Genomic DNA, 23,388 nt, shown 5'->3' on the forward strand with positions numbered 1-23,388 from the left:
GGTGGTTTCGCGCACGATAACCAGCGATTACCGTGCGCGAATCCACCGCAGATCAGAAGTTACGAGAGTGCTTCGGACCCCGCGACGACGACGTCGTGCATGGAACCGTGTTCCGCGACGGTCTTGCCGAGATCCTCAGCGAGCTCTTTTTCCAGTCCGAACTCGCCACGCCACGCGTACAGCCGACGGGTCAACTGCTGCAGGCGGTACTCCTGCGTCATGCCGATCGCGCCGTGCGCCTGGTGCGCCGCGCGGGCAGCGGTAGTCGCATTGCGGTCGCTGACCTGCTTGAGCGCCTTGATCTCGAACGCGGCCGGACCGCTCAGCGCGGCAAGCCCTGCTCGCTCCACGCTCAACGAGGACATCGTGGCCATCTGCGCCAGGGTGACGATGTGCTGCGCGACGGCCTGGAACCTGCCCACCGGCTGCCCGAACTGGATTCGCTCGTTGGTGTACTCGCGCGTCAGCTCGGCGATCGCCTCCATCGCACCGGCCAGCTGCGCCGAGCGTGCCAACGCGCCGTCCAGCAGCAGGTCGCGTGACGAGTCGCCGACCACAGTGCCGTTGATCTTCACGTCGTCGCTCGGCATTCCGGATGCATCGACGCCGGAACGGGTGACCTCAACCGGCGCGGTGAACGCCTTGCCGTCCACGATCCCCACGAGTACAGCGGCGCCGCGTGCCCATGGCACGTGCTTCGCTTCCCCGCTCACCGCATCACCGGACAACGTCAAATCCGCAGTCGGCGGGACGACAGCCAGTGCGCCGTCCGGAATCTCCGCCCCTGCGTCTGCCAGGACAGCAGCGGCCAGCATCGTCTCAGCGATCGGGAGCGGTGCCGCGAACTCGCCTGCGGCGTGCAGGATCGCCAGCGCATCGAGAATCGTGCCGCCAGAGCCGCCCGCCTCCTCATCCACACCCACCAGGTGCAGGCCCATTTCGGCAACTTCGCGCCACAGTTTCTCCGGCGCCGCGCCGTCCTGCTCGGCCTGCGTCACGACCTCATGGGTGCAACGCTGGCTAAAGAGGTCCCGGACGGTTGAGACCAGATCTGCATCGGCTCGGGTGGTCATCGTTTGTTCAGTCCCTTCGCAGCGACGGAGCGCAGAATTTCGTTGGTACCGCCGCGGATCGACCAGGACGGCGAGACCAGGATCGCGCGAGCCAGCAACGACTCATAAGGATCATCGGAGTGCAGGTCCGGCGTACGGCCGAAGTGGCGCGCGACGGTGTCGACGCTCTCCTGCTCGAACCGGGTAGCCATCTCCTTGACCAGCGCGGCCTCAGTGACCGGCGATTTACCTTCGTCGACCATCCGCGCGATCGACAATGAGAGACCGCGGAACGCCCAGTTGCGGGCGGTGATGGCGCCGAGATCGGCCTCGGCTGCACGGTCGCCCACAGCCGCGCGCGAGCGCACCCAGTTCTCCAGAATCGGCGCGATCGACATCCACCGATCGACGCCGCCGCGCTCGAGCACGAGCTCAGCGGTGTTCTGGCCCCAACCGCCGCCGACCTCACCCATCCGGGCAGTGTCAGGCAGGTACATGTCGTCGAAATGCATCTCGCAGAAATGGCGAGTGCCGTCGATAAACGGGATCTTGTTGATCGTCAGGCCTTCGGTGTGGCGCGGCACGATGAACTGCGTCAGACCGGTGTGCTTCTCTTCCGAAGTGCGGAACAGCGCGAGGATGTGCGTGGCCTCGTACGCGCCGGACGTCCAGATCTTCGCACCGTTCACCCGCCAACCATCGCCCTCGCGGACGGCGCGGGTGCGCAGCGATGCGAGGTCGGAGCCGGAGTCCGGCTCACTCATGCCGATCGCGAACGACAACTCCCCACGAGCAATCGCCGGCAGGATCTCCCGCTTCTGCTCTTCGGTGCCGTGCTTAGCGATGCTTGGGCCGCTCTGGCGATCACCCACCCAGTGGAATCCCACCGGTGCGCCGATAGCCAGCATCTCCTCGACAACGATCAGCCGCTCGACGGCACTGCGTCCGTGCCCGCCGTACTCGACCGGCAGCGCCATGCCAAGCCAGCCTTGCGCGCCCAAGTCGCGCGAGAACTCCGGGTCGATCTCGCCGGACATGCCTAGCCCGAGCGGGTAGCTTCCGGCGGGCAGGCGGTCACGCAGCCAACTGCGCACCTTCTGCTGTAGTTCGAGCTCCTCATCGGTGAGCTCCGTGGCTTCGAGCCTCATTAGTTACCTCCCAGCTTGCTCTAAAACCTACGCTGCCGACGTTCGGCGTCGAACACCTGGCGCGCTATCAGCGACCCTCAGCGGCACGGCCCCGAACCGTAGGATAAGTGGACGTCGACCTCGAGACAGGTGCAATCCATTGATAAGCGACATCGCCGCCACCTGCGGACGGAATGGCGAATGACCATCGATCGCCCGCAACACCCGTTCGTGCTTGATGCGACCAGTCGGCTGAGCCCGCAGATCGCGATATGGCTCCGCGATCAGATCATCGCCGGACGATTCGAGCCGCACGAGAAGCTCAAACCCGAACACATTGCCGAGGCGTGTGGGGCCAGTGCGACGCCGGTCCGCGAGGCCTTGATGTCACTGCACGGCGAAGGGCTGGTGTCGTTCGCGCCCGGTCGCGGCTTCACCGTCCGACCGCTGACTCAACAAGACATCGAAGACTTGCTCTCGGCACACGCGCACTTCGCGGCGATCCTCGCCGAGCGGGCCACCATGGCGCTGCGCGAGACCGAGGTCGAGCGCCTGCGGCAGCTTCAGACCGAGATCGTCGCCGCCGCCGACGCACGGGACTACGACGAGATCGACAGGTTGGACGACGAGTTCCACCGGATCGTGAACCAGTCGGCGGGCTCGAACCGACTCAAATGGCTGTACGGGCTGACGCTGCGGTTCGTGCCGCACCGGCTGTTCGGCGATATTGCCGGATTCCCCGAGGCCGCTGTCGAGGATCACGTGCTCATCATCAAGGGCCTGATCAATCGCAACCCCGAGGCAACGGCCGCCGCGATGCGGGCGCATTGGCTGAACGTTGCGACGATGCTGATCCGGCACATGCGCGCCCGAGGCGTACTCGCTGACGACTGATCAAGTGTCGCCAAAACGCAGCCTCAGCGGCGGTATAATCGCGCTACAGCGGCTGAGTGCCCTCCTGGGCTGCGTTTTCAGCGGCTGAGGAGTCGAGCGCCCGAGGCGGGCCTATCCGCGAGCGCCCAGGGCCCAGCGGCGAACGAGTATGTCCACTGACGCCAAAGGACGCCGGACTGACCCACCTCCTGGCGGATCGGTCCGGCGCCCTATGACTGGTTTACTACTCGGATTCGGTGGAAGCGGTCTCGCCACCTGCACCTGCGTCTTCCATCATCTGGTCAGTCAGTTCCTGACTGCACGTGGCAGTGGCATCCTCGAAGGCGTCCTTATCTTCCTGAGAGACCTCCGTGCCGCCGCTGACAAGCGTATCGGCATCCGCGTCCATCAAAGCCTCAAGGCCGTCATCAGACACGTTGTCCATCAACTTGGGGACCAAGCAATCGACCAACTGCTCGTACGTGGCTTCGTCCATGCCTAGTCCCGAAGCGCTGCTCGCCTGCTCCATAAACTTGTCCTTCAGTTCGCTCTCGCTCGGGGCACCGCCACAAGCCGAGAGCAGTACCGCTCCGGCGCCGAGCAAACCGACGGCGGCGAAACGGCGTACGTTGTACTTGGTCATTTTGCACTCCAGGGGGTCTTGTTCAGCGCCCACGCACAGCGGTACGCCACATGTCAACAGCACTAATACTGACTTCAACCTCACGTGTTAGGTTCCGTTTTGGGCAGGGCGTATCTCACATAGAGACCAGGACCACATCCCGGCGCCTATTTCTCGACCCGTCGCAGGTCCGCGCGGCGTCCGGCGCAACAACACGCGGGAAACAATTGACCAACCGCAAATCTTCGCCGACCAGATGCAGCAGCCGAGTTCACCATCGCGACGGCGCCGCGGTCTACAGTTTTCCTAGAGCCGATCACGAGGAGATCATCATGGCCGAAGATTACCGTCCGAGCCCCACCGGTTGGGTCGCCAAGCACGTCACCGACATCGTCGGCAGCGGCAACACGTCCGCGGCCTCGGTGAACGGCATGGACGTGGTTCTGATGACCATGGTCGGGCGTAAATCCGGGGCGACCCTAAAGGTGCCGGTCATGCGCGTTGAGCACCATGGCGTCTATGCCGCCGTCGCGAGCAAGGGTGGCGCACCCACACATCCGAACTGGTACTACAACATCGTCGCCGACCCGAACCTCACGCTGCAGGACGGCGAACGCACCTGGGACGTGCGGGCGCGAGAGATCGAAGGCGATGAGCGGGCTGAATGGTGGACCCGGTGCGTCGCCGCCTTCCCGCCGTACGCCGAGTACGAGCAGAAGACAGATCGCCTGATCCCGGTCTTCCTGCTCGAACCGCGCTAAGGCTCGTTCCCGCCGGCGCTCTTGGGGATCCGTCCGCGAGTCGAACCAGGCCGGCCGATCGAGCGCGAGCTTCCGTGCGCCAAGTGGGGTTCCGGATCCTGCGTGGGGATCTTTCCCCGCTTTGGACGCCGCGCCCCACGCTTGATTCGAATCCCCGCTCGCGAAAAATCGCGGCGTTTGTCGTGGCGCACCCGACGTCGTACGGTCGAGGGAACATTCCCGAGCGACCGGAGCGCGAGATGCATAAACCCAACGTGGACGCGGTCGGTCGTGACCTGATCGGCCGCGCCGCATCGTCGAAGAGCGGGCGTGCCGCCGAGACGCTGTACGGCGGACACGAGAAGGTCCTACGGCAGACGATGCTCGCTATGCAGGAGGGCGCGGAACTCGCCGAACACGACAGCCCCGGCGATGCGACCATCCTGGTGGTTAGCGGACGAGTACGCCTCACCGCCGGTGAGGTCAGTTGGGAAGGTAGGGACGGCGACCTGCTGGTCATCCCAGACGCCCGGCACAGTCTGCTCGCACTGAGCGACTCCACCTTCATCCTCACCGTCGCGAAACGATGAGCGCGCCTGGCGGCTTCGTTCGAAGCTCGCCGCCAGCGTCCACGGACCCGCTACGCGACCTTCAGCGGCCCACCTGAGTTGGTGGCAGCGCAGCGGTTCGGTGGGGATAGTTCGCGAGCAGCTGGTCCTACACCACCGCAGAGCTGCGGCGCCCTGGCGAGCACATGACCGGCGGCGGGCTTAGTGTGGAGCGAGTGAGCACCTTGCGTTACGCCGCGATCGGCGACTCATTTACCGAGGGCATTGGCGATGAACTACCCGATGGCACCCCGCGTGGTTGGGCAGATCAGACCGCTACCCAGATCGCGCTCGTTCGACCGGTCGAATACGTGAACCTGGCGATCCGCGGACGCCTGATGAAACCGATCGCGACCGAACAGGTCGATCGTGCACTGGACCTGAAGCCCGACCTCATCACCTTCAACGGCGGCGGTAACGACCTATTGCGCCCCAGCGTCGACATCGACACTCTCGCGCTGTTCAGCGAGCGGATAATTCTGCGGTGCCAACGCGCCGGCGTACGACTCGTGGTCCTCAGCGGCGCCAACCCCAGTCAGCACCTGCCATTCGGGTCGAAGATCAACTCGACCGGGCTGCGGTTACAGCAAGTCGTCGCCGACCTCGCCGAGCGGTACGACGTGGAATTCGTCGACAACTTCGGCGATTTGGAGTTGTCGCGAGCGCCGTATTGGTCACCGGATCGACTGCACCTCAATGCCGCCGGACACCGTCGCGTCGCGGCGCGCCTGTTGAGCGCCCTCGGGTACGAGGCACCGAGTGAGTGGTTCACCCCGCATCCGGACGCCGACCCGAAACGCGGGGTTGGCGAGCAAGTGCAGTACTACCGCGAGCACGTTGCGCCGTGGGTGTGGAAGCATCTGCGCGGCCGCTCGTCCGGGGACGGCGTCGAGCCGAAGTTCGCCACCTGGACACCGATTCCGGTCTGAGTGACCCGCCAACTGCTGAAAACGCAGTCCAGGAGGGCACTTAGCCGCTATACAGCGACAAGTCGCCGCTGAGACTGCGTTTCCAGCACGGTCCGCGACGTCCCCGGCACGCTTCGCGACGTTCCCGGCACGGTCCGGGACGTCGCGCCCCGCCACCAAAATCACCGGGTCGGCAGGACCACCCGCCACCGCGTCACCGGTTCGGCACGACCACCCGCCACCTCCTCACCGGTTCGGCACGACTACCCGCCACCTCCTCACCGGTTCGGCACGACCATCGGCGTACCGGTGACCGGGTCCGGGATCACCTGACAGGCCAGGTCGAACACCGACTGCATGAGATCCGCGTCGAGGATGTCACCGGGGCGACCCTGCGCCCGGATTTCGCCGTCCCGCATCGCGATGAGGTGGTCGGCAAACCGGCAAGCCTGGTTGATGTCGTGCAGTACGGCGACCACGGTCCGACCTTCGTTGCGTAGTCGCTCCAGCAACCTCAGTAGGTCGTATTGGTGCGTGATGTCCAAGAACGTGGTTGGCTCGTCCAACAGCAGGAAGTCGGTCTGTTGTGCAAGCACCATGGCAATCCATACGCGTTGGCGCTGACCGCCGGACAGCGCACTGAGGTGGCGTTCGGCAAGCTCAGTCACCCCTGCGAGCGCCATCGCCTCCTCGACCGCGCGCTGGTCCTGCACCGACCATGCCGACAGCAGGCTCTGATGCGGGAACCGGCCGCGCGCGACCAGGCGCTCGACGGTAATTCCCTCCGGCGCGATCGCCTCCTGCGGTAGAAACCCGACGAGTCGGGCGAACTCCTTATGTTTGATTGAGGCGGCGTCGCGACCTCGGATTTCCACCACACCGGCATCAGGCGGTAGCAAGCGGACCATGGCCCGCAGCAGCGTCGATTTTCCGCACGCGTTCGGCCCGACGATCGCGGTGAGTTTCCCTTCGGGGATGTGTACCTGTAGGCCGTCCGAGACGACCCTGCTGCCGTAGCCGAGCCTCAGGCCGTCGCAGCGGATGCCCAACGCCTGCGCCGACAGTGGTGTCGTTGTCATCGACGTGCCTCCCTTATCAGCAGCCAAATCAGATACGCCCCACCGATCGCGGTCGTGACCACGCCGACGGGCAAGTTCAAGGGCGCCAGCGCCATCTGCGCCGTGACATCGGCAATAAGCAGTAGCGCCGCGCCGGTGACCATGGCCGGTAGCAGACCGACCCCTTCGGTACCTGCCAGTCGTCGTCCGATCTGCGGTGCGGCCAACGCGATGAACACGATCGGCCCGCAGGTCGCAGTCACGGCCGCGGTCAGCCCCACTCCGACGACGATCAAAGCGGGGCGCAGCAGACCCAGGTTGACGCCGGTCGCGTGCGCCGCCGCGTCACCCAAGGTCGACTGATGCATAGCGCGAGCCAGCAACAGTGCACACAGGGTGAGAACGCCAACGACGGTGAACGGCAACGCGACGTCGTCCCATCCGATACCGCTGAGCGAACCAGAACTCCAGACGGTCCCGGCGATGGCGATCTCCAGATCCGAGCGCAGGATGATCCACTGATTCACCGCCGTCAGCATCGCGTTGATGGCGATACCGATGATGATCAGTCGCAGACCGACCTGAGATCCGCCCCGGGACAGAAAGTAGATCAGCCCCGCAGCAAGCAGCCCGCCGAGTACGGCGCCGCTGGAGAGCCCGAAGGTCGTACCGCCGAGCAGGGTGAGCGCGAGCAGCGCACCGGTGTACGAGCCGGCGTCCAGACCGATCACATCGGGGCTGCCGAGCGCATTCCTGGTCACGTTCTGGAAGATCGCGCCAGAGATCCCAAGGCCCGCGCCAAAGACGATCGCGGCGAGTACGCGCGGCAGCCGCCAGTCTCGAATGACGACGACCTCGTCGCCGTGACCGAATAGCGCCGCGAGCGCATCACCGGGAGTGGACCAGTCCGCGCCGAAGCACAGACCCAGCAGACTGACGGTTGCGATGAGCAACAGCAGCATCCCGGTGACGATGATGAGGCGACGTCGGACCCGCAGGCTAACCGGTCCGGCACGCAGCACAAGATCGCTCATAGCGTTGCCTCGCCGTATCGGCGTACGACGCCGATGAGCACGATCGCACCGAGGAATGCAACGGGGATCGCCACCGGCACCTCACCGGTGGGCAGCAGAACTCGACCGACGATGTCGGCGGCGATCAGCACGATCGGGCCGAGCACCAAGCTGAAGGCACACAGCCATGGCACTGACGCAGGGAGAATCCGGCGCGCGATATGCGGTGCAATCAAGCCGAGGAACACGATCGGGCCGACCGCTGCGGTCGCGAGACCGGCCAGCAACGTCACCAGCAGCAGGATCGCCGGACGAATGATGCGCAGTCGCGCACCGAGGGTCGATGCCACATCATCGCCCAATGCCACTGTGTCGAGTTGCCGAGCAACCAGCATCGCCGCCAGTAAAGCCAGCAGAATCAACACCACGGGCAGCCACAGATTCGCCTGCTCACGACCTGCGAGCGTGCCCACCGACCAATAGCGATAGGCGTCGAGGGTGTCCGGATACAAGATGCGCAGCAACAGCGAGACACCCATCAGGACCGCGCTGAGCGCCGTACCGGCCAGCACCAGCCGCGACGGGATGTCTCGACCAATCAGGTACACCGCGATCCCGGCGATCGCTGCCCCAAAGAACGCGATCGACAGCTGCGCGAGTTGGCTGCCAAGCAGGCCTAGCGTCGCGCCGATGGTCATCGCCGTACTGGCACCCGCCGTCGCGCCGAGGATCCCCGGATCGGCCAGCGGGTTGCGGCTAAAGGCCTGAATGAGTGCGCCCGAGACGGCCAGGGCCGCTCCGATCACGATCCCCAGCAGCGTGCGCGGCACCCGCACACCAAGCACGGTCGCCCGGCTGACCTCGTCACCCCCGCCGATGAGGACCTGCGCCGCGTCGCTAAAACCGACCTCGCCGGCCCCCACCGCCAGGCTCAACACACAGAGCACGAGCAGTGCACCGGTGAGTACCCACAGAATCAGCCAGGGCTGGCGTCTAGTCGTCGTCGTAGCCGTCAACGCCACGCTTCCAGTAGCCGGTGATCACGCTGTCGAGTTTGCCTTTACTCCACCGCCGCAACGGTTTGATGAAGTCAGCTTCCCCGGCGGCAAACAGGAACCCGCGCCCGGATCCGAGGACGGACTCAACGGCCGCGATCAACTCATCCGGATCATCTGCGCGCTCCACCCAGATCACCGGGTCGCGATCGCCCAGATCGAGCGGGTAGTCGCGTTGTGCCGGATGTTCGACCGTTACCAGCACCCGCGCGGGCAGATCTGGGTTCTCGCTCAGGAAGCGCCCAATCGCTGGTAGGGCCGTACTGTCCCCGACCAGCACGTAATAGTCGTACGTGTGCGGGAATGCCTTGGCTCCTGGTGGCCCGGCGAGCGCGATCTGCGAGGGGATCTCGGCGGTGCGCGCCCACTCGGAGGCCAGGCCGCCGTCATGCAGCACCACATCGAGGTCCAACTCGCGCGCCACGGGATCGTAACGGCGAATCGTGTAGTCGCGGTTCGGCCCGGTGTCCTTGGGCCAGTCGAGCATCTGACGGTCGTTCGGCTCGGGTAGCCGCAGTACGCCGTCGGCGTTCGGGAAGATGAGCTTCACGTGGTCGTCGGCTTGGTACGTGTGCGTACCGTCGAGTCCGGGACCCCCGACGGTGAGGCGGACCATCCGCTCGGTCACGAACTCGCGCCGCAGCAACGTCGCCACCCGGATGCCGATCGGATACGGGATCCGCTGAACCCCGTCGCCCTGGGCCTTCTGGGCGGCCATCTTTTCCCGGGGACGCGAGCGATCTAGGTCCCTCATGACTGCGTCAGGAACGGTTCGAAGGCCTCATCGATCGCATCCAACGTCTTCGCAGCGTCCTTGAACGTCGATGCCTCGGTGTACTTGAGCGGAATCACGTTGCCGTCCTGGAAGGCGGGCAGCGTCTGCCAGAGATCGGAATCGAGCACGTACTGAACCTCGGGCGCGGGCGTCCCGTCGGCCTGCACGGTGTAGGTGATGTACTCGGCCTCGGCCAGGCTCTGTGGCAGTTCCTCGATCGACGGGTACTCCGATACATCGCCGGACCCGCCCATCTTCTCCTTGACCTCGCCGTAGTACTCGACGCCGATATCTTCGGCGATGTTCGTGCCCCACGATCCGGAGAACTCACGCTGGAACGTTCCGGCGGACACGTCGCCATAGGCGCCGACGTGTCCGAACTTCACATCAGTGAGCAGGTCGGCGTACTTCTCGCTGAGTTCAGCGGCCTTGTCCTCGTACGCGGACTTCGTCTCCTCGAAGCCTTCGGTGGCGCCGGCCGCATCGGCCTGCTTCTCGGCGAAGTCCCGCCATGCGTCAGGTACCGACGGGCCGATGGTGAGCACGGGGGCGATGTCCTCCAGGCGGTCCAGGTCGACGTCCTTGAGCACCGGTTGCGGGACACCAATGATGATCAGATCCGGATTGGCCTTCGCGACCTCTTCGTAGTTCATCTCTGCGGCCGCATCGCCGGAGATCTTCGGGGTGTCCTGGTAGACCTCTAGGTCCTCCGGCGACATGAAGTCCTCACCGCGGGTCCACGTTGAGATGCCCACCAAGGGGGCTCCCGACTCGATCAACACGGGTACGGCGTACCCCGTGGCGATCACGCGCTGCGGGTCCGCCGGAATTTCGACCTCGCCTCGATCATCGGTGAACGTCCGGCTCGCACCCTCACCGGCGTCGTCTGCCTCGGAAGTGCCGCAGCCAGTGAGCAGCAGCGCGGACGCCACGACAGCGGCCGCGACACGCCAGAACTTGGGGGTCATTTGAGTTTCTCCTTCGGATACGCAAGAGGCCGCCACGCGACACACCAGCGATAAGGCTAGCCTTGCTTAATGACTCGGTCGTACCGCACAGCGGTCACCCGATATCGCGGAGGTGACAACACAATGACCCAAGTCCTCACGGCAGACACAGCCGCCGATCCACTGCTGTGCGAGGAGTTCGCGCACGGCCTCGGACCCCCGTCCGGAATCCTCATGTTGCGCTATCGCACCGGTGAGACCGCGGGGTTCGGGGACATCCGAGACGACTTCCTGCATCAGTTGTACTGGTGCCGAGACGGGCAACTCCAAGTCAGCGGATCCGGCGATAGACCGGAATGGATCGGCCCGGACCGCGCGTACTGGGCGCACCGTTCGGTCTCCCACCGCGTCTTCGCCCGCGGCAGCACCACCGTCTTCCGGGCCTTCCTGCGCGAGATCCCGCCCGGCCTGATCAACCTGCGCCACGCAACGGTCTCGATCACCGAGGACGCACGCCAGCAGATAGTTCGGCTGGCCTCACCCAACATCGCCGATCACGCATGGCCGGGAGCGCGTGCGCGGCTGATGAACGGGCTCCACGGCCTGGACGCCGAGGGCCATGATTCGACCTCCGTGGCGTCACTGGTCGCGGCCACGCTGCGCGCGAATCCGGCCTCCAACCGGTCGTTGGAGGACTTTGCCCGTGAACATCACGTCTCGCCCAAGACTCTGCAGCGAGACTTCGCCCGCACGTTCGGGTGCAGTTTCTCGCGCTGGCGGACGCATACCCGGCTGGAGGCTGCGCGAGATCTGGTCGGCGCATCGACGGTCACCGAAATCGCTCGGCGGGTGGGGTACTCCAACCCCTCGGCGTTCGTGGCCGCCTTCAACCGTGAGTACGGCTGCACCCCGGGCCGTCTCGGCTCCACCGCCTAACGACCTGCGGGGCAGTGCGTAACGCTCTCGAGCTACGAGCGTTACGCACTACCCCGCAGGTTGGGTAATGCCCTTAAGTTCGCGTGCTTTAGGAACCTGGGATGAGGATCGGCTTGATGGTCTTACCCGACAGCGAGTCCTGCTCGGCCTGATTGATCTCGCTCATCGGGTACGTCTCAATCAGCGAATCGAACGGGAACTTGCCCGCCTGCCACCACTCGATCATCCGCGGGATGAACACCTGTGGATCGGTTGCCCCTTCCAGAATGTTCATGATCGACTTTCCGGTCGACTCCGACCCCATCGGGAAGTCCCCCTGCTGCACCCCGACGAACCCTGCCGTGCCACCCAGGCGCAGTGCTGCCATCGCGTTCTTCTGCACCGGCGGCAACCCGGTCGTGTCGAACACGTAGTCCGCACCTCCGCCGGTGATCTCGTGGATCTGGGCGACGAGGTCCTCGGCGTCACCGGCGATCACATGAGTCGCGCCGAGCTCGCGAGCGATATCGAGGCGGTGTGGGTGTAGGTCGACGGCGATTATCGTCTTTGCCTCCAGCACCTTCGCCGCCATCAGCGCCGACAGTCCGACCGCGCCGGCGCCGAACACGACCAAACTCCTGCCCGCCTTGAAACCCATCGCCACGGCAATGGACGCCGCCCCGGTCTGCACGCCACACCCGAGCGGGCCCAATTTCTCCAACGGCAGCGCTTTGTCCACCACGACGGCATTGCGCTCGGTCGCCAGGCAGTACGTCGCAAACGACGACTGGCCGAACCAGCGCGCCTTCACATCGGCACCGTTCGCGTCCTTGCCGACCGGCTGGCCCTCGGCGGTAAGCCCGGACAGATTGCGCACCATGAACTGCACGCAGTAGGCGGGGACGCCGTCCGCGCAGGCCTGACACTTCCCACAGGAATCAAATGACAAGCACACGTGATCGCCAACCTGCGCCCGCGTCACGTCGGGGCCGACGGCCTCGACGACTCCGGATCCTTCGTGCCCAGTGACAATCGGCGGTCCGACGAGATCAGAACCGGCGCGTGGTACGACATCCGTGTGGCACATCCCGGCCCCCACCACGCGCACGAGCAACTCGCCCGGTCCTGGGTTAGGCAGTTCGATTTCCTCGATGGCATAGGGTCCGTCGGCTGCCCGCATCACCGCTGCTTGAGTCTTCATCACTGGTCTCCTCAGGTCGTTGGTAGCAACGTATGCCAACGCACGCATGCGGGGCAACGCATTCGAATGCCGCGTTGCTCGGGCTATGCCGATCGGGCAGTATCGGATCGTTCGCGCACCGAAAAGGAGAACGTATGTCGGCATCTCAGTTGGTCGTCGTCGGCGCCGGGCTCGCGGGGCTGCGGGCCTGTGAGGCCGCGCGTCGGGCCGGGTTCACCGGAATCATCACGCTGATCGGTGCGGAGCAACACCTGCCGTACGACCGACCGCCGCTGTCGAAGGAGTTCCTCGATGAGAAGGACCACGTCGGCGCGTACAAAGACGAGGAGGCCCTGCGCGACGAACTGCGGATCGAGTTGAAACTTGGCACCCGCGCGACGGGACTCAACCGTGGGCCACGTCTGGTTCGCACAAGCGCAGGGGATGTGCCGTACGACGAACTGATCATCGCCACCGGCGCGGACCCGCGAGTACTACCCGGCGACGACCAGGTCGTGTACCTGCGCACGCTCGACGACGCGCACCGGTTGCGTGACTCGCTCGCCCGGTCTGCGCGGGTGCTGGTCATCGGTGCCGGATTCATCGGGTCCGAGGTCGCCTCGGCCGCCCGGGCCCGCGGGCTGTCGACCACCGTGGTCGAGGCACTCGACGTGCCGCTGGTCCGCTCGCTCGGCGCCGAAGTCGGCGGACTGTGTACGGCGCTGCATCGTGACGCCGGTGTCGATCTGCGGCTCGGAGTACGCGTTGATTCCCTCGAGCGGACAGACGGTGGTGTACGGGTCGAACTATCGGACGGCACCGCAGACGTCTACGACTTGGTCGTGTCGGGAATCGGGGCTGTTCCGGCTACCAGTTGGCTCGCCGACTGCGGTCTACAACTAGCCGAGGACGGCGGGATCGTCTGCGACGAGAACCTTGCCGTACTCGACGCGGACGACGAACCGGTGCCGCACATCTGGGCAGCGGGCGACGTCGCGAGTTGGGTCAATCCGTTGTTCGGTACCCGAATGAGACTGGAACATTGGTCCAGCGCAGGGGAACAGGGCGGCGCGGCCGCCCGCAACGCGCTCGGCGAACCAACAGCGTACTCGACGGTGCCGTACTTCTGGTCGGACTGGTTCGGCACCCGGATTCAGTTCGTCGGCGTCCCGGACGGCGACGAGGTCGTCGTCCAGCAGCGCATAGATAAAGCAGGCGGAACCGTGGTGCTGTATCGACGCGGGGACCGCCTGATCGGTGCGTTCACCATCGGGCGGCCGGATCTGATCATGAAGTACCGCCGGTTGATCGCGAAGTCCGCCTCCTGGTCGGAAGGTCTGGAGTTCGGCGCGGGCAAGATCGCGTAGCGTCCCGTCACCGACGTGGGCACTGGCTGGTTCGCGGACGAGTCCTGCCGACATCACATGCGCACACGGTCCGAACCGACCTACCCGTTGTTACCGTTACTCGTATGTCTTTCGCCGCCCTTCTTGCTGAATCCGCCCCCGACCTCGGCGGATTCGCCGGTTGGGCCGTCGATCTCATGGAACGCTTGGGTGGGGTTGGCGCCGGCATCGCGATCGGGCTGGAGAACCTCTTCCCGCCGCTGCCCAGCGAGGTAATTCTGCCGCTCGCTGGATTTACCGCCAGCCAAGGCAACCTCAGCATCGCCAGCGCTCTGATCTGGACCACGATCGGGTCCGTCGTCGGCGCGATCGTGCTCTACTACCTCGGCGTCGCACTCGGCCGCGACCGGCTGCGCGCGATCGTTGACCGTCTTCCACTCGTCAAACTGTCGGACGTTGACAAGGCCGAGGCATGGTTCGCTAAGCACGGCACCAAGGCTGTGTTCTTCGGCCGGATGATTCCGATCTTCCGCAGTTTGATCTCGATTCCAGCAGGAATCGAGAAGATGCCGTTCTGGAAGTTCCTGGGCCTGACAGCGGCGGGGTCGGCCATCTGGAACTCGATCTTCGTCATTGCCGGTTATGTGCTCGGCGAGAACTGGCACGTCGTCGATGAGTACGCCGGCGTCCTGCAATGGATTGTCATCGTCGTCGTCGCAGCGTTGCTGCTGTGGTGGTTGGTCGTGCGCATCCGCACGATCCGCGCTCGGCGGAGCGGCACTGACGCCGCCGCCCAGAAAGACGCGGCGCTCGGGAAAGCGGCTGCGCTCGAGCAGAATGATGAGCGCCCGGAAGTCATCGACGCGGACAAGTGAGGACGTTGCGTAGCGTCCGGCGCCGCGGGACAAGTCCCACGAGTAGCCAGAGGCGATCGACGTCTCGATAGCGCGCGGTAGAGCACAAGGCAATGTTTGCTGAGAACCTCGCAAGTCATCGCCCACCGTGCTCCGGGACGACTTGACGACCGATTTCGGCGTCACTGACGACCCGAGCGCGTTGCTCGAGGCTTACTCGAGGTAGTGCGTCGTCCGCGCGGCTAACACGGTGCGCGCTCACCGGCCCCATCACGCCGTCGAGCTAACGACCGGCGTTCGGCCGCATTGGCCGTAAGTCCGATAGCCGCGTCGTACGCCGTAACCGCTTCGTCGTACCGCCGCAGGCGCCGCAACATGCTCGCCCGCGCCGCGTGATAGACGGCGTACTGCTCAAGCACGCGGTCGGGCGGAAGTTCGTCGAGAGCCTCGATCCCCGCCGCCGCACCGTCCCGTTCGCCGATAGCCACCGCTCGAGCTACCCAGGTGGGCGCACCCGGAGCGACCGCAATCAGCTGGTCATACAGCGCAACCACCTGCGTCCAATCGGTATCGGAGAACCGCTCCGCCTCGGCATGCACAGCCGCGATCGCGGCTTGAAGCTGGTAGCTGCCCGGCATATTTCGCCGAAGACAATGGCGCACTAGCTGGTGACCTTCGGCAATGAACGCCAGATCCCACAGCGTACGGTCCTGCTCATCGAGCGGAACGAGTTCGCCGTCGACTACCCGCGCATCGCGACGCGACTGGGTCAACAGCAGTAGCGCGAGCAGACCGACACACTCCGGCTCGTCCGGCATCAGTTCCACGAGCACTCGCGCGAGCCGGATCGCCTCGGTGGCGAGATCGTCGCGGACCGCGTCGTCCCCCGCTGCTGCGCGATAACCCTCGGTAAAGATCAGGTAGATCGCACGCAGTACGCCGTCCACTCGCTCGGGTAGCTCGGCGTCATCCGGCACCCGGTATGGGATCCGGGCGTCGCGGATTTTCGCTTTCGCCCGCGTCACCCGCGCAGCGATCGTCGTCTCGCTGGTCAGAAACGCGCGGCCGATGTCGGCTGTGCTCAGTCCGCCCAAGACTCGCAAGATGAGCGCCGCCTGATTCGCTGGCGCCAGCGACGGGTGCGCGCAGGTAAAAAACATCCGCAGCCGGTCGTCGGCAATGGCGGACTGGTCTAGGTCATCCGCGATCACCGGCGCCGCCGCTTCCTTGTCAGCGCGCTTGGCTTCACGCCGGATCCGGTCAATCGCTTCCCGGCGCGCTGTGGTGATGATCCAGCCGGCTGGGCTAGGCGGCCAGCCGTCGTCCGGCCAGCGGCGCACTGCCTTCTCGAACGCGGCCTGGACGGCGTCCTCGGCGAGGGTGATGTCACCGAGGACGCCGGTCAGCACGGATACGGCGCGCCCGTACTCGCTACGAAATACCGCGTCGATGTCCACCTGACTCACGCACCCGGGGCCCCTTCGATGAACGGCGAGGTTTCGATGCCCAAGCCCGTCGCCTCGACGTACCGCTTGGACCACATCAGCGCTTCATCGAGGTCGGCGACATCGATGATCATGATGCCGCCGACGTACTCGGCACCCTCCGCGAACGGTCCGTCAGTCACAACCGGGTCGGATTTTCCGGGACGGACGACGGTCGCCGTCGTCGGCTGATGCAAACCGCCACCGAAGACCCACGAGCCTTGGGCCTGCAGCTCCGCATCAATCGCCCCGAGTTTCTGCATTACCGGGACGAGATCGTCCTTGCTGGGGACGACACCGACGGGCTGGATCATCTTGAGCAGGTATTGAGCCATGGCACTCTCCATTCGTTGGCCGCTGGCTGTGTGCCAGCGTCTCACCCCTTATACGAACGGGGTCAGCCGAATTCGACAGTCGCTCGACAAATATTCCGCAAATAACGCAGCCGATCTGGGCAGGCATCGTCTCCACAACGATGCCCAGCCGATTTCACTGCGTTTTTGGCAGATCCGCTCGACTTCTCCGGCCGAGGCCGAAGCGATCCGAACCTGAACAGTCAGCGCGGCACAACCCGCAGCCGGCAGTCGGTTGTGGCCTATTCAGTGAGGGTGAAGCGCAGGCCGGCAATCTGCGCCGTCCCGTCCTCGTTCAGTAGGCCGGCAGCCTGCGCGGCATCGCGCACAGCCTGCAGGTCGCGGCACCGCACCGTGAGCCCGGCCAAACCGGGCTCGGCGCCATCGGCCGGCAGGAAGTCGACCCAGGCGTTATCGGTCGTCACGCGGTGCGCGCCGTCGACCTCGACGAGTGGGCGGTCCAGGAACTGCGCCCACTGCTTCGCCTGGGCCGCCGGGTCATTACTGAGCAGCGTGCTTCCGATGACCTGCGCGACGCGCGAACGGCCCTCATCACCGCGCGAATTTCCGGCCGGCCACCATGGGCCCTCCATGTTGTCCTCGACATGGGTATCGACCTCGAGCATCGATGGGCCGATATCGGCCGGATGCCACTGCAGGCAGTTGTAGCCGTCGTCCGAGACGGTGTAGATCTCGCGGTAGCCAAGTTCCTTACCGCGCTCACTGATCGCCGCGCGCTCTGCGGTTGCTGCCTGGAAAATCAGCATGTACCCGCGCGCGTCCGAGGACCGCAGGTAACGCGCCGCCGGCGCATCATCGGTGAACGGTGCGACGACCTCGAAGAATTGCGAGGGGCCGAACTCAAGCACAGCGTGGTGCAAACCGAACTTGGCGATTCCCGGGTCGACGTGCGCGACGTCGGCGCCGAAGACTGCCTTCAGTGCGGCGTTAGTGCCGTCGAGGTCACGAGCTGCTGAAGCGATTTGGCGTAGGGCAAGGGTGCTCATCGGAGTCCTTTCGTTTCCGGGATGCTCTCGCATCGACGGCCAGATGTGAAGCCCGCCGCCACGTCGACGAACCAGGAACGTGCTCAACGACTAGCAGGTTTGCGCAATCTAGTACCGCCGCGGCCTGGGCTCGCGCACTCGGAAGCACCCTTGGGCAGAATGGGGCGATGCCCACCGAAATCTGGCTCACGATCGCGCTCATCCTCGGCTTCATCGTCGCGGCCGGCGCGATCATGGCGGTACTCGCGTGGGTCGGCATCGGAGTCTTTCGGCGCATGGAGCGTCGCCGACCGTCTAGCGAGGGGCGCGAGCAGTCAGTGGCGGTAGCGAATGGTTTGTTCGAGTTGGGCGAGGTGCGCGAGGACGGCGGACCAGACCCTGCGGACCGCGTCGATGAGAACGCGGCCCGCGATTATGAGGAGAACCCATGAGCGCCGACGCGTCATCCGGAGAGGCGTACGCCGACGCGCTAATCCGGCAGGCATCGATCCGGCGGTTTGACCCGGATCGGGAGGTCACCCCGGCGGATCTCGAGGCGATCGTTGACGCGGCGCGGTGGACCGGCTCAGCGCGCAATCGTCAGCCGTGGCAGGTGGTCGCGGTGCGCTCAGTTGAGATGCGCGCGGAACTGAGCCGACTTGGCCGCTACGCCCAGTACATCGCCGAAGCGCCCGTCGTACTCGTCGTGCTGTCCGAGGACAATAAGGCTGCCGACACAGAGTTCGACGTCGGACGGTTCACCCAGTCGTTGACGCTCGCCGCCGCCGCGCGCGGACTTCGCTCATGCGTGGCCACGATCTTTCCCGAACGCAATTCGCGAGCAGCTGCGGAAGTAGTGCAGTCAGGCGAAGGGTGGATCGTCAAACACGTCCTCGCACTCGGCTATCGAACGACGGCTGCAGCCGAGGAGGGCCAATCGGCGATTCCGCGCGGACGCCGCCCGCTGGGTGAGATATTTCGTGAACTGTGAATTCCACGGTGGTTCGCCTACGCCACCTCGAAGCGTGCGCAGGCGAACTACCCGCTGGGATTAAGCCTGCCGCTCGACGATGAGCGTGGTGATCAGCTTGTCGCCGCCCCAGGTCGCGAGGTCCGCGCTGGTGGCTTGACCTTCGGGGGAGCCGAGTCCGGCCTGCAGCGCCTCCAGCGAATCAAAAACCAACTCGGTGACGACGTACAGCGGCACTTCACCCGTCACCTGCTGCAACGTCTTGTTGTAGCGCAGCTCTTTCAGGCCGGGAATCTTCTTGGCAATAGCGGCGTGGTTCTCGTACGCCTTATCGAAGGCCGCCGGATCCTCTGGGGCCTTATAAATCGCGAAAACGGAATGGCTCATCGAATTATCACCTTCTGTTGGAATAATGTGGCTTAGGCGACACTATCGATCACGCGCAGGTTTCGAAAGAGCCGCTATTGACGCCGGACCGGCCAGTGTTCCTCCTGCCGTCGTCCCCCCGGGTTCGGTTCTCTGGTAAACCAGACGTCGAACACACAGGAGGAGCCCACCCATGACGGCGTTGCAACCGACCCGAACGATGTCCGGCCAGACATGGGCTGCGATCGCGACGGGGTTCGTGGGTGCATTCCTGATCGGTCTGGCGGTCGCCACAGATAACTCGAACATCGAGGTGATCGGCTGGTTCACCGGTGCGATCTTCCTCCTCGTCGCGCTTGGGCTCGCGGTATCGGCTATCCGAAACTTGCGCGCAGAGTCGACCGAACGTAACGATTGGGCGCGGTTCGCGGCTGCCCTCGATGACGGCGTCCATTTCGAGGTCCCCGAGGAGATGGGGTACGCCGCCGAACTTCCTGCCGTGCTCGATGACCTCGCCGACGTCGGACAGCCGTCAGACGGCGAGGCCCGGCACGCGATCGTGGGCGAAGAGGGTCAGATTCATTGGTGCGCCTTCCAGCACGAGCGCCCGATGGGTACGGCGACCGTTGGCATGATCGGCTTGCACCCCGATCGGACCGCGGACGCCTACCCGCAGTTGGAGATCCGCGTCAACGACCCGGACGCGGACGAGTTCGGCCGGCGATTCGAGGTGCTCGCTCAAGACCGAGCGTTCGCCGACCAGGTTCTGCACGAGCAAGCGCGCGCACACCTCATGGCGACCGACCCGTTCGACTGGCGGCTCGAGGGGAATCAGATCATCACGATGCTCGCTGAGTCGTCCACGCCGGAGCAGGCAATCAACTTCATCGAGGGTCGGGTCAAGCCGCTGGCGCGAGTCGCCGGCGACATTCCGCTCGACGCGTAGGTAGTGACGCACCCACCGAGATCGGCGAGTTAGTACATCTCCACTCTGGTTCCTCGCCCGCCGCTCCGGTCGATGACCGGTGCGGTGGGCGGCCGAAGGCGGGGCCGGCGGCCGACCGGGTGGTTGATGAGCAGTGGATGCGGGTGGTTAGGGCACGACGATTCCGCGGCCGCGCAGCGTGCCCGCGTGCATCCGCTCGTACACCGTCGGCGCTTCATCGAGCGTGAACGATTCGGTCTCGACGTGGATCGCCCCGAGGCGCGCCAGGTCCAGCACCTCTTCTAATTCCGAGCGGCTTCCCCAGTACGGCGACCAGACCCGCGTCTCATGCGGCGGGAAGAGGAAACCTACCGGGAGCGAGCCGCCGCCCAACCCGACGACGGCGATGTCCGCCTCCTCGTGCACCATCTTCCCCGCGAGCGCCAACGTCGCGTCCGCACCGACGCAGTCGAAGACCGCGGTTGCACCAAGGCCACCGGAAATCTTGCGGATCTCGTCCACCGACGCGCGCTCGGATGGCAGCGCATAGTCCGCGCCGACATCCAGAGCTAACTGCCGCGCGTCCTCCTTCAGGTCCAACGCGACGACCGTCGCCGCGGTCAGCGCCTTCAAGATCTGGACCGCCATATGCCCGAGCCCGCCTGCACCGATGACGACCGCAACCCTGCCCGGCAGCAACTTCGGCAGCGACGTCCTGATTGCGTGGTACGGCGTCAGTCCGGCGTCGGTGAGCGCGACGTTCTGCACCGGGTCGAGGTCGCCCAGGCGCACCAGATGGCGCTGATCGTTCACGATCATGTACTCGGCCATCGCGCCCGGGTTCCCGAGGCCGGGCGGGCGAATGTTGCGCTCGGCGGCATACCGGCAGTAGTTCTCCTTACCCTGCGCGCAGGCATGACAGGTCCCGCAGCCCCACGGACCGTAGACCGCGACGCTCTCCCCGAGTTCCCATCCCTCGACGCCGTCACCCAGCTCGGCGATCTCGCCGGCGCCTTCGTGACCGAGCGTGAGCGGCAGGCCGTACGCGTACTGCTCGGCAGGCAGCGACATGATGAACTCGTCAGAGTGGCAGGCCCCTGCCGCGGATACTTTCAACAGCACCTGTCCTGGCCCAGGTTCGGGTTTGGGGATATCGGTGACTTTGGGGGCCGCGCCGATCTCGACGTACTGACATGCCTTCATGCGCTCGAACTCCTCAAGTTGGGTAGCAGCGTCGATCGTGGAACCGACCGGTCATCGGGCTACCTATTGATCCGCGGACTTGATCCGCGGACGGGTCTACCAGGTTTCATCATCGTGCTCACCGTTGCACCACTCGGCGTGCCTTCGCGCCGAGGCGTAAACGACCTCCTTCGCATTCCGTAGCACGACATTGCCGAAGTTGTTGTAGAGCCGATCGAAGCTCAGCGCCGCCACCCGGTCGGCGATTCGCAATGCCACTGTGCCGGACAGCGGTAATCGGTTCGGGTACGACCGCAAGAAACTGACGGTCGCGTGGTCGGGATTGGGGAAGATCGCGTCACCGGCGAGCAGTACGCCGTACCCGGCCGCGCCGAGCGACCACTCCAGTACAGCGCTTCCGGCGAAGTGTCCACCGACGCGATAGAGGGTGAGTCCCGGCGCGATGACGTGCGAATCGTCGTACCACTGGATGCGCTCCCGCCTTCGCGGCCAAAACTCGTCGGCCCGCGGTACGTGAATCGGTACGTCGAGCGCTTCGGCCCACTGCGTCATTACGCCGTACATGTGGGGGTGGCTGACCGCGATCGCTAGCGGCCGCCCGAACGCCTGTACCCGCGCCACCGCAGCGTCGTCGATGTAACCCGGCGGATCGAATAGCACCGTGCCGGACGGCGTACGCGCCACCATCCCGCACTGCCCGATACCTACCCGCGGCTCTGCCCTCAGCCCTAGCAGGCCGGGCTCGATCTCGTGGGTGACGATCCTCGTTCCGGAACTCGCCAGCTCGGCGACGGACGTCCAGATTTGCCCGTCGGCGGGCACCCATTGACGGTCATCCTCACAGATCGCGCACAACGACGGCGGTTGTGGCGCGACGGCGGTCTCCACGGCGCAGGTTGCGCAGATCCAGATCATGAGACCTCCTCCTACGTCACGATCCTAGGTCCGCGCAGTAGTCCAGCGGAACGGTTCGTTGGCCGCCGCGCATAGGATTCGTACATGACCGATCGCGCGAAGCAGCAGCAAATCATCGACGAACTACAGGTCGTCCAAGATTTCGACGCCTCGCGGGAGGTGGAACGCCGAGTCACCTTCCTCAGCGACTACCTGATCCGCACCGGGGCCGCTGGCCTGGTCCTCGGCATCTCGGGCGGTGTGGACTCCTCCACTGCCGGACGATTGGCACAACTCGCGTGTGAGCGCGTGCGCGAACAGGGCCATGAAGCGCGGTTCGTCGCGATCCGGCTGCCGTATCACGTGCAGCGCGACGAATCGGACGCGCAGCGCGCGCTTGAGTTCATTGCCCCCGACGAGTCTCTGACGGTGAACATCGGTCCAGCCACCGATGCGATGTGGGAGGCGGTGGCCCACGGCGATGGCTACACCGAGTTCGTGAAAGGGAATGTGAAAGCCCGGCAGCGGATGATCGCGCAGTACGCCGTCGCCGGGGCCCGCGGCATGTTGGTGCTCGGCACCGATCACGCCGCGGAAGCCGTGGTCGGGTTCTATACCAAGTTTGGGGACGGCGCTGCCGACGTACTGCCGCTGGCCGGACTGCCGAAGCGTCGCGTACGTGACGTCGCACGCCATCTGGGCGCCCCTGCGGAGCTGGTGGAGAAGGTGCCAACAGCCGACCTCGAGAGCGACAAGCCGCTGCGCGCGGACGAGGCCGCACTTGGCGTCGCCTACTCCGACGTGGACGACTATTTGGAAGGGCTCGAGGTTTCGGCCGAGGCCGAGGACACGATCGTCGGGTGGCATCGGCGTACGGCGCACAAGCGCGCGCTACCCGTCACGCCTTTCGACGTCGTCTAGTCCGCGCTGCCGTCGCCTGCGCCGGTTGTTAGCCCGCGCCGTGCTGGGTTCAAGACAGGCTCTCTCAGAGCGCAGGCATCGGGATAATCCAAGCGCCTAGCTGTGATGTCCAGGGACGTTGTTGCGTGAATCGCGCGTGATCTGTTGACGGGTGAAGGCCTCCCGTTGCGAGAGTGGAGCTGTCTAGGAACCGCTCACGCATAACAGGAGGCC

General features: G+C 65.2%; 27 protein-coding genes. 12 read left to right on the top strand and 15 right to left on the bottom strand.

Features of this window, described 5'->3' with window-relative positions; genetic code table 11:
- Nucleotides 1-59: 59 nt before the first annotated feature.
- Nucleotides 60-1,073, bottom strand: coding sequence for an acyl-CoA dehydrogenase family protein (locus E1H16_RS17245; protein WP_134325163.1), 1,014 nt, complete (start codon nt 1,071-1,073; stop codon nt 60-62).
- Nucleotides 1,070-2,200 carry an acyl-CoA dehydrogenase family protein gene (locus tag E1H16_RS17250; RefSeq protein ID WP_134325164.1) on the bottom strand — a complete coding sequence of 377 codons (1,131 nt, stop codon included), beginning with the start codon at nt 2,198-2,200 and terminating at the stop codon, nt 1,070-1,072. Before E1H16_RS17250 ends, E1H16_RS17245 begins: the two co-directional genes overlap by 4 nt.
- A 180-nt stretch (nt 2,201-2,380) precedes the next feature.
- Between E1H16_RS17250 and E1H16_RS17255 the strand changes: the two genes are divergently transcribed.
- Nucleotides 2,381-3,073 carry a GntR family transcriptional regulator gene (locus tag E1H16_RS17255; RefSeq protein WP_134325165.1) on the top strand — a complete coding sequence of 231 codons (693 nt, stop codon included), beginning with the start codon at nt 2,381-2,383 and terminating at the stop codon, nt 3,071-3,073.
- Between the two features lie 223 nt (nt 3,074-3,296).
- Here the strand turns inward: E1H16_RS17255 and E1H16_RS17260 are convergent, their stop codons facing one another.
- A complete protein-coding gene (locus E1H16_RS17260; RefSeq protein WP_134325166.1) occupies nt 3,297-3,695 on the bottom strand; it encodes a hypothetical protein in 399 nt (132 codons plus the stop codon).
- Between the two features lie 311 nt (nt 3,696-4,006).
- Here E1H16_RS17260 and E1H16_RS17265 point away from each other — a divergent pair, with 311 nt between their 5' ends.
- The 3 genes from E1H16_RS17265 to E1H16_RS17275 all read left to right on the top strand — a co-directional run bounded on the left by E1H16_RS17265 (nt 4,007) and on the right by E1H16_RS17275 (nt 5,951).
- Nucleotides 4,007-4,435, top strand: coding sequence for a nitroreductase family deazaflavin-dependent oxidoreductase (locus E1H16_RS17265; RefSeq protein ID WP_208379132.1), 429 nt, complete (start codon nt 4,007-4,009; stop codon nt 4,433-4,435).
- Nucleotides 4,436-4,674: 239 nt separating this feature from the next.
- Nucleotides 4,675-5,004, top strand: a complete 330-nt coding sequence (locus tag E1H16_RS17270; protein ID WP_134325167.1) for a cupin domain-containing protein — start codon at nt 4,675-4,677, stop codon at nt 5,002-5,004.
- Nucleotides 5,005-5,198: 194 nt separating this feature from the next.
- Nucleotides 5,199-5,951, top strand: coding sequence for an SGNH/GDSL hydrolase family protein (locus E1H16_RS17275; protein WP_208379133.1), 753 nt, complete (start codon nt 5,199-5,201; stop codon nt 5,949-5,951).
- 257 nt (nt 5,952-6,208) lie between these two features.
- On the opposite strand, the gene E1H16_RS17280 is transcribed toward E1H16_RS17275, so the two are convergent.
- The 5 genes from E1H16_RS17280 to E1H16_RS17300 are packed head-to-tail and all read right to left on the bottom strand — an operon-like array spanning nt 6,209 to nt 10,799.
- Nucleotides 6,209-7,009: an ABC transporter ATP-binding protein gene (locus E1H16_RS17280; protein ID WP_134325169.1), complete on the bottom strand. Its 801-nt coding sequence runs from the start codon at nt 7,007-7,009 to the stop codon at nt 6,209-6,211.
- Entirely contained in the window at nt 7,006-8,022 is a 1,017-nt protein-coding gene (locus tag E1H16_RS17285; protein WP_134325170.1) for a FecCD family ABC transporter permease, read from the bottom strand. The genes E1H16_RS17280 and E1H16_RS17285 overlap by 4 nt, the downstream gene beginning before the upstream one ends.
- Nucleotides 8,019-9,023 (bottom strand): FecCD family ABC transporter permease, encoded by a 1,005-nt coding sequence (locus E1H16_RS17290; RefSeq protein WP_208379134.1) that lies wholly within the window; start codon nt 9,021-9,023, stop codon nt 8,019-8,021. The genes E1H16_RS17285 and E1H16_RS17290 overlap by 4 nt, the downstream gene beginning before the upstream one ends.
- Nucleotides 8,995-9,774 carry a siderophore-interacting protein gene (locus E1H16_RS17295; RefSeq protein WP_208379135.1) on the bottom strand — a complete coding sequence of 260 codons (780 nt, stop codon included), beginning with the start codon at nt 9,772-9,774 and terminating at the stop codon, nt 8,995-8,997. The genes E1H16_RS17290 and E1H16_RS17295 overlap by 29 nt, the downstream gene beginning before the upstream one ends.
- 32 nt (nt 9,775-9,806) lie before the next feature.
- The gene (locus E1H16_RS17300; RefSeq protein ID WP_134325172.1) at nt 9,807-10,799 is read right to left on the bottom strand and encodes an ABC transporter substrate-binding protein; all 993 of its coding nucleotides are present in this window, start codon (nt 10,797-10,799) and stop codon (nt 9,807-9,809) included.
- A gap of 123 nt (nt 10,800-10,922) precedes the next feature.
- On the opposite strand from E1H16_RS17300, the gene E1H16_RS17305 reads away from it, so the two are divergent.
- A complete protein-coding gene (locus E1H16_RS17305) occupies nt 10,923-11,714 on the top strand; it encodes a helix-turn-helix domain-containing protein (protein ID WP_166741826.1) in 792 nt (263 codons plus the stop codon).
- Between the two features lie 88 nt (nt 11,715-11,802).
- Here E1H16_RS17305 and E1H16_RS17310 read toward each other — a convergent pair whose 3' ends face one another.
- Nucleotides 11,803-12,894: an NAD(P)-dependent alcohol dehydrogenase gene (locus E1H16_RS17310; RefSeq protein WP_134325174.1), complete on the bottom strand. Its 1,092-nt coding sequence runs from the start codon at nt 12,892-12,894 to the stop codon at nt 11,803-11,805.
- 134 nt (nt 12,895-13,028) lie between these two features.
- Here E1H16_RS17310 and E1H16_RS17315 point away from each other — a divergent pair, with 134 nt between their 5' ends.
- Both E1H16_RS17315 and E1H16_RS17320 read left to right on the top strand, forming a co-directional pair.
- Entirely contained in the window at nt 13,029-14,240 is a 1,212-nt protein-coding gene (locus E1H16_RS17315; protein WP_134325175.1) for an NAD(P)/FAD-dependent oxidoreductase, read from the top strand.
- Between the two features lie 104 nt (nt 14,241-14,344).
- Complete coding sequence (locus E1H16_RS17320; RefSeq protein ID WP_134325176.1) at nt 14,345-15,094, top strand: DedA family protein; 750 nt, start codon at nt 14,345-14,347, stop codon at nt 15,092-15,094.
- A gap of 221 nt (nt 15,095-15,315) precedes the next feature.
- On the opposite strand, the gene E1H16_RS17325 is transcribed toward E1H16_RS17320, so the two are convergent.
- Nucleotides 15,316-16,539, bottom strand: a complete 1,224-nt coding sequence (locus tag E1H16_RS17325; protein WP_134325177.1) for an RNA polymerase sigma factor — start codon at nt 16,537-16,539, stop codon at nt 15,316-15,318.
- The gene (locus tag E1H16_RS17330; RefSeq protein WP_134325178.1) at nt 16,536-16,892 is read right to left on the bottom strand and encodes a YciI family protein; all 357 of its coding nucleotides are present in this window, start codon (nt 16,890-16,892) and stop codon (nt 16,536-16,538) included. The genes E1H16_RS17325 and E1H16_RS17330 overlap by 4 nt, the downstream gene beginning before the upstream one ends.
- Here E1H16_RS17330 and E1H16_RS17335 point away from each other — a divergent pair.
- Nucleotides 16,891-17,109, top strand: a complete 219-nt coding sequence (locus E1H16_RS17335) for a hypothetical protein (RefSeq protein WP_134325179.1) — start codon at nt 16,891-16,893, stop codon at nt 17,107-17,109. The two genes, E1H16_RS17330 and E1H16_RS17335, sit on opposite strands and share 2 nt — an antisense overlap.
- A 43-nt stretch (nt 17,110-17,152) precedes the next feature.
- On the opposite strand, the gene E1H16_RS17340 is transcribed toward E1H16_RS17335, so the two are convergent.
- Nucleotides 17,153-17,917: a VOC family protein gene (locus tag E1H16_RS17340; protein ID WP_134325180.1), complete on the bottom strand. Its 765-nt coding sequence runs from the start codon at nt 17,915-17,917 to the stop codon at nt 17,153-17,155.
- A 167-nt stretch (nt 17,918-18,084) separates the two neighbouring features.
- On the opposite strand from E1H16_RS17340, the gene E1H16_RS17345 reads away from it, so the two are divergent.
- Complete coding sequence (locus E1H16_RS17345) at nt 18,085-18,348, top strand: hypothetical protein (protein ID WP_134325181.1); 264 nt, start codon at nt 18,085-18,087, stop codon at nt 18,346-18,348.
- Nucleotides 18,345-18,887, top strand: coding sequence for a nitroreductase family protein (locus E1H16_RS17350; protein WP_134325182.1), 543 nt, complete (start codon nt 18,345-18,347; stop codon nt 18,885-18,887). Before E1H16_RS17345 ends, E1H16_RS17350 begins: the two co-directional genes overlap by 4 nt.
- A 60-nt stretch (nt 18,888-18,947) precedes the next feature.
- Here E1H16_RS17350 and E1H16_RS17355 read toward each other — a convergent pair whose 3' ends face one another.
- Nucleotides 18,948-19,253, bottom strand: coding sequence for an EthD family reductase (locus tag E1H16_RS17355; protein WP_134325183.1), 306 nt, complete (start codon nt 19,251-19,253; stop codon nt 18,948-18,950).
- A 172-nt stretch (nt 19,254-19,425) separates the two neighbouring features.
- Between E1H16_RS17355 and E1H16_RS17360 the strand changes: the two genes are divergently transcribed.
- Nucleotides 19,426-20,178 carry a hypothetical protein gene (locus E1H16_RS17360; RefSeq protein ID WP_134325184.1) on the top strand — a complete coding sequence of 251 codons (753 nt, stop codon included), beginning with the start codon at nt 19,426-19,428 and terminating at the stop codon, nt 20,176-20,178.
- Between the two features lie 147 nt (nt 20,179-20,325).
- On the opposite strand, the gene E1H16_RS17365 is transcribed toward E1H16_RS17360, so the two are convergent.
- The gene (locus E1H16_RS17365; protein ID WP_134325185.1) at nt 20,326-21,360 is read right to left on the bottom strand and encodes an NAD(P)-dependent alcohol dehydrogenase; all 1,035 of its coding nucleotides are present in this window, start codon (nt 21,358-21,360) and stop codon (nt 20,326-20,328) included.
- Between the two features lie 96 nt (nt 21,361-21,456).
- Nucleotides 21,457-22,275 (bottom strand): MBL fold metallo-hydrolase, encoded by an 819-nt coding sequence (locus E1H16_RS17370; protein WP_134325186.1) that lies wholly within the window; start codon nt 22,273-22,275, stop codon nt 21,457-21,459.
- 84 nt (nt 22,276-22,359) lie between these two features.
- Between E1H16_RS17370 and nadE the strand changes: the two genes are divergently transcribed.
- The gene (nadE, locus tag E1H16_RS17375; protein WP_134325187.1) at nt 22,360-23,175 is read left to right on the top strand and encodes an ammonia-dependent NAD(+) synthetase; all 816 of its coding nucleotides are present in this window, start codon (nt 22,360-22,362) and stop codon (nt 23,173-23,175) included.
- The last annotated feature ends 213 nt before the right edge of the window (nt 23,176-23,388 follow it).

The sequence above is a fragment of the Cumulibacter soli genome, from assembly GCF_004382795.1.
Classification (GTDB): domain Bacteria; phylum Actinomycetota; class Actinomycetes; order Mycobacteriales; family Antricoccaceae; genus Cumulibacter; species Cumulibacter soli.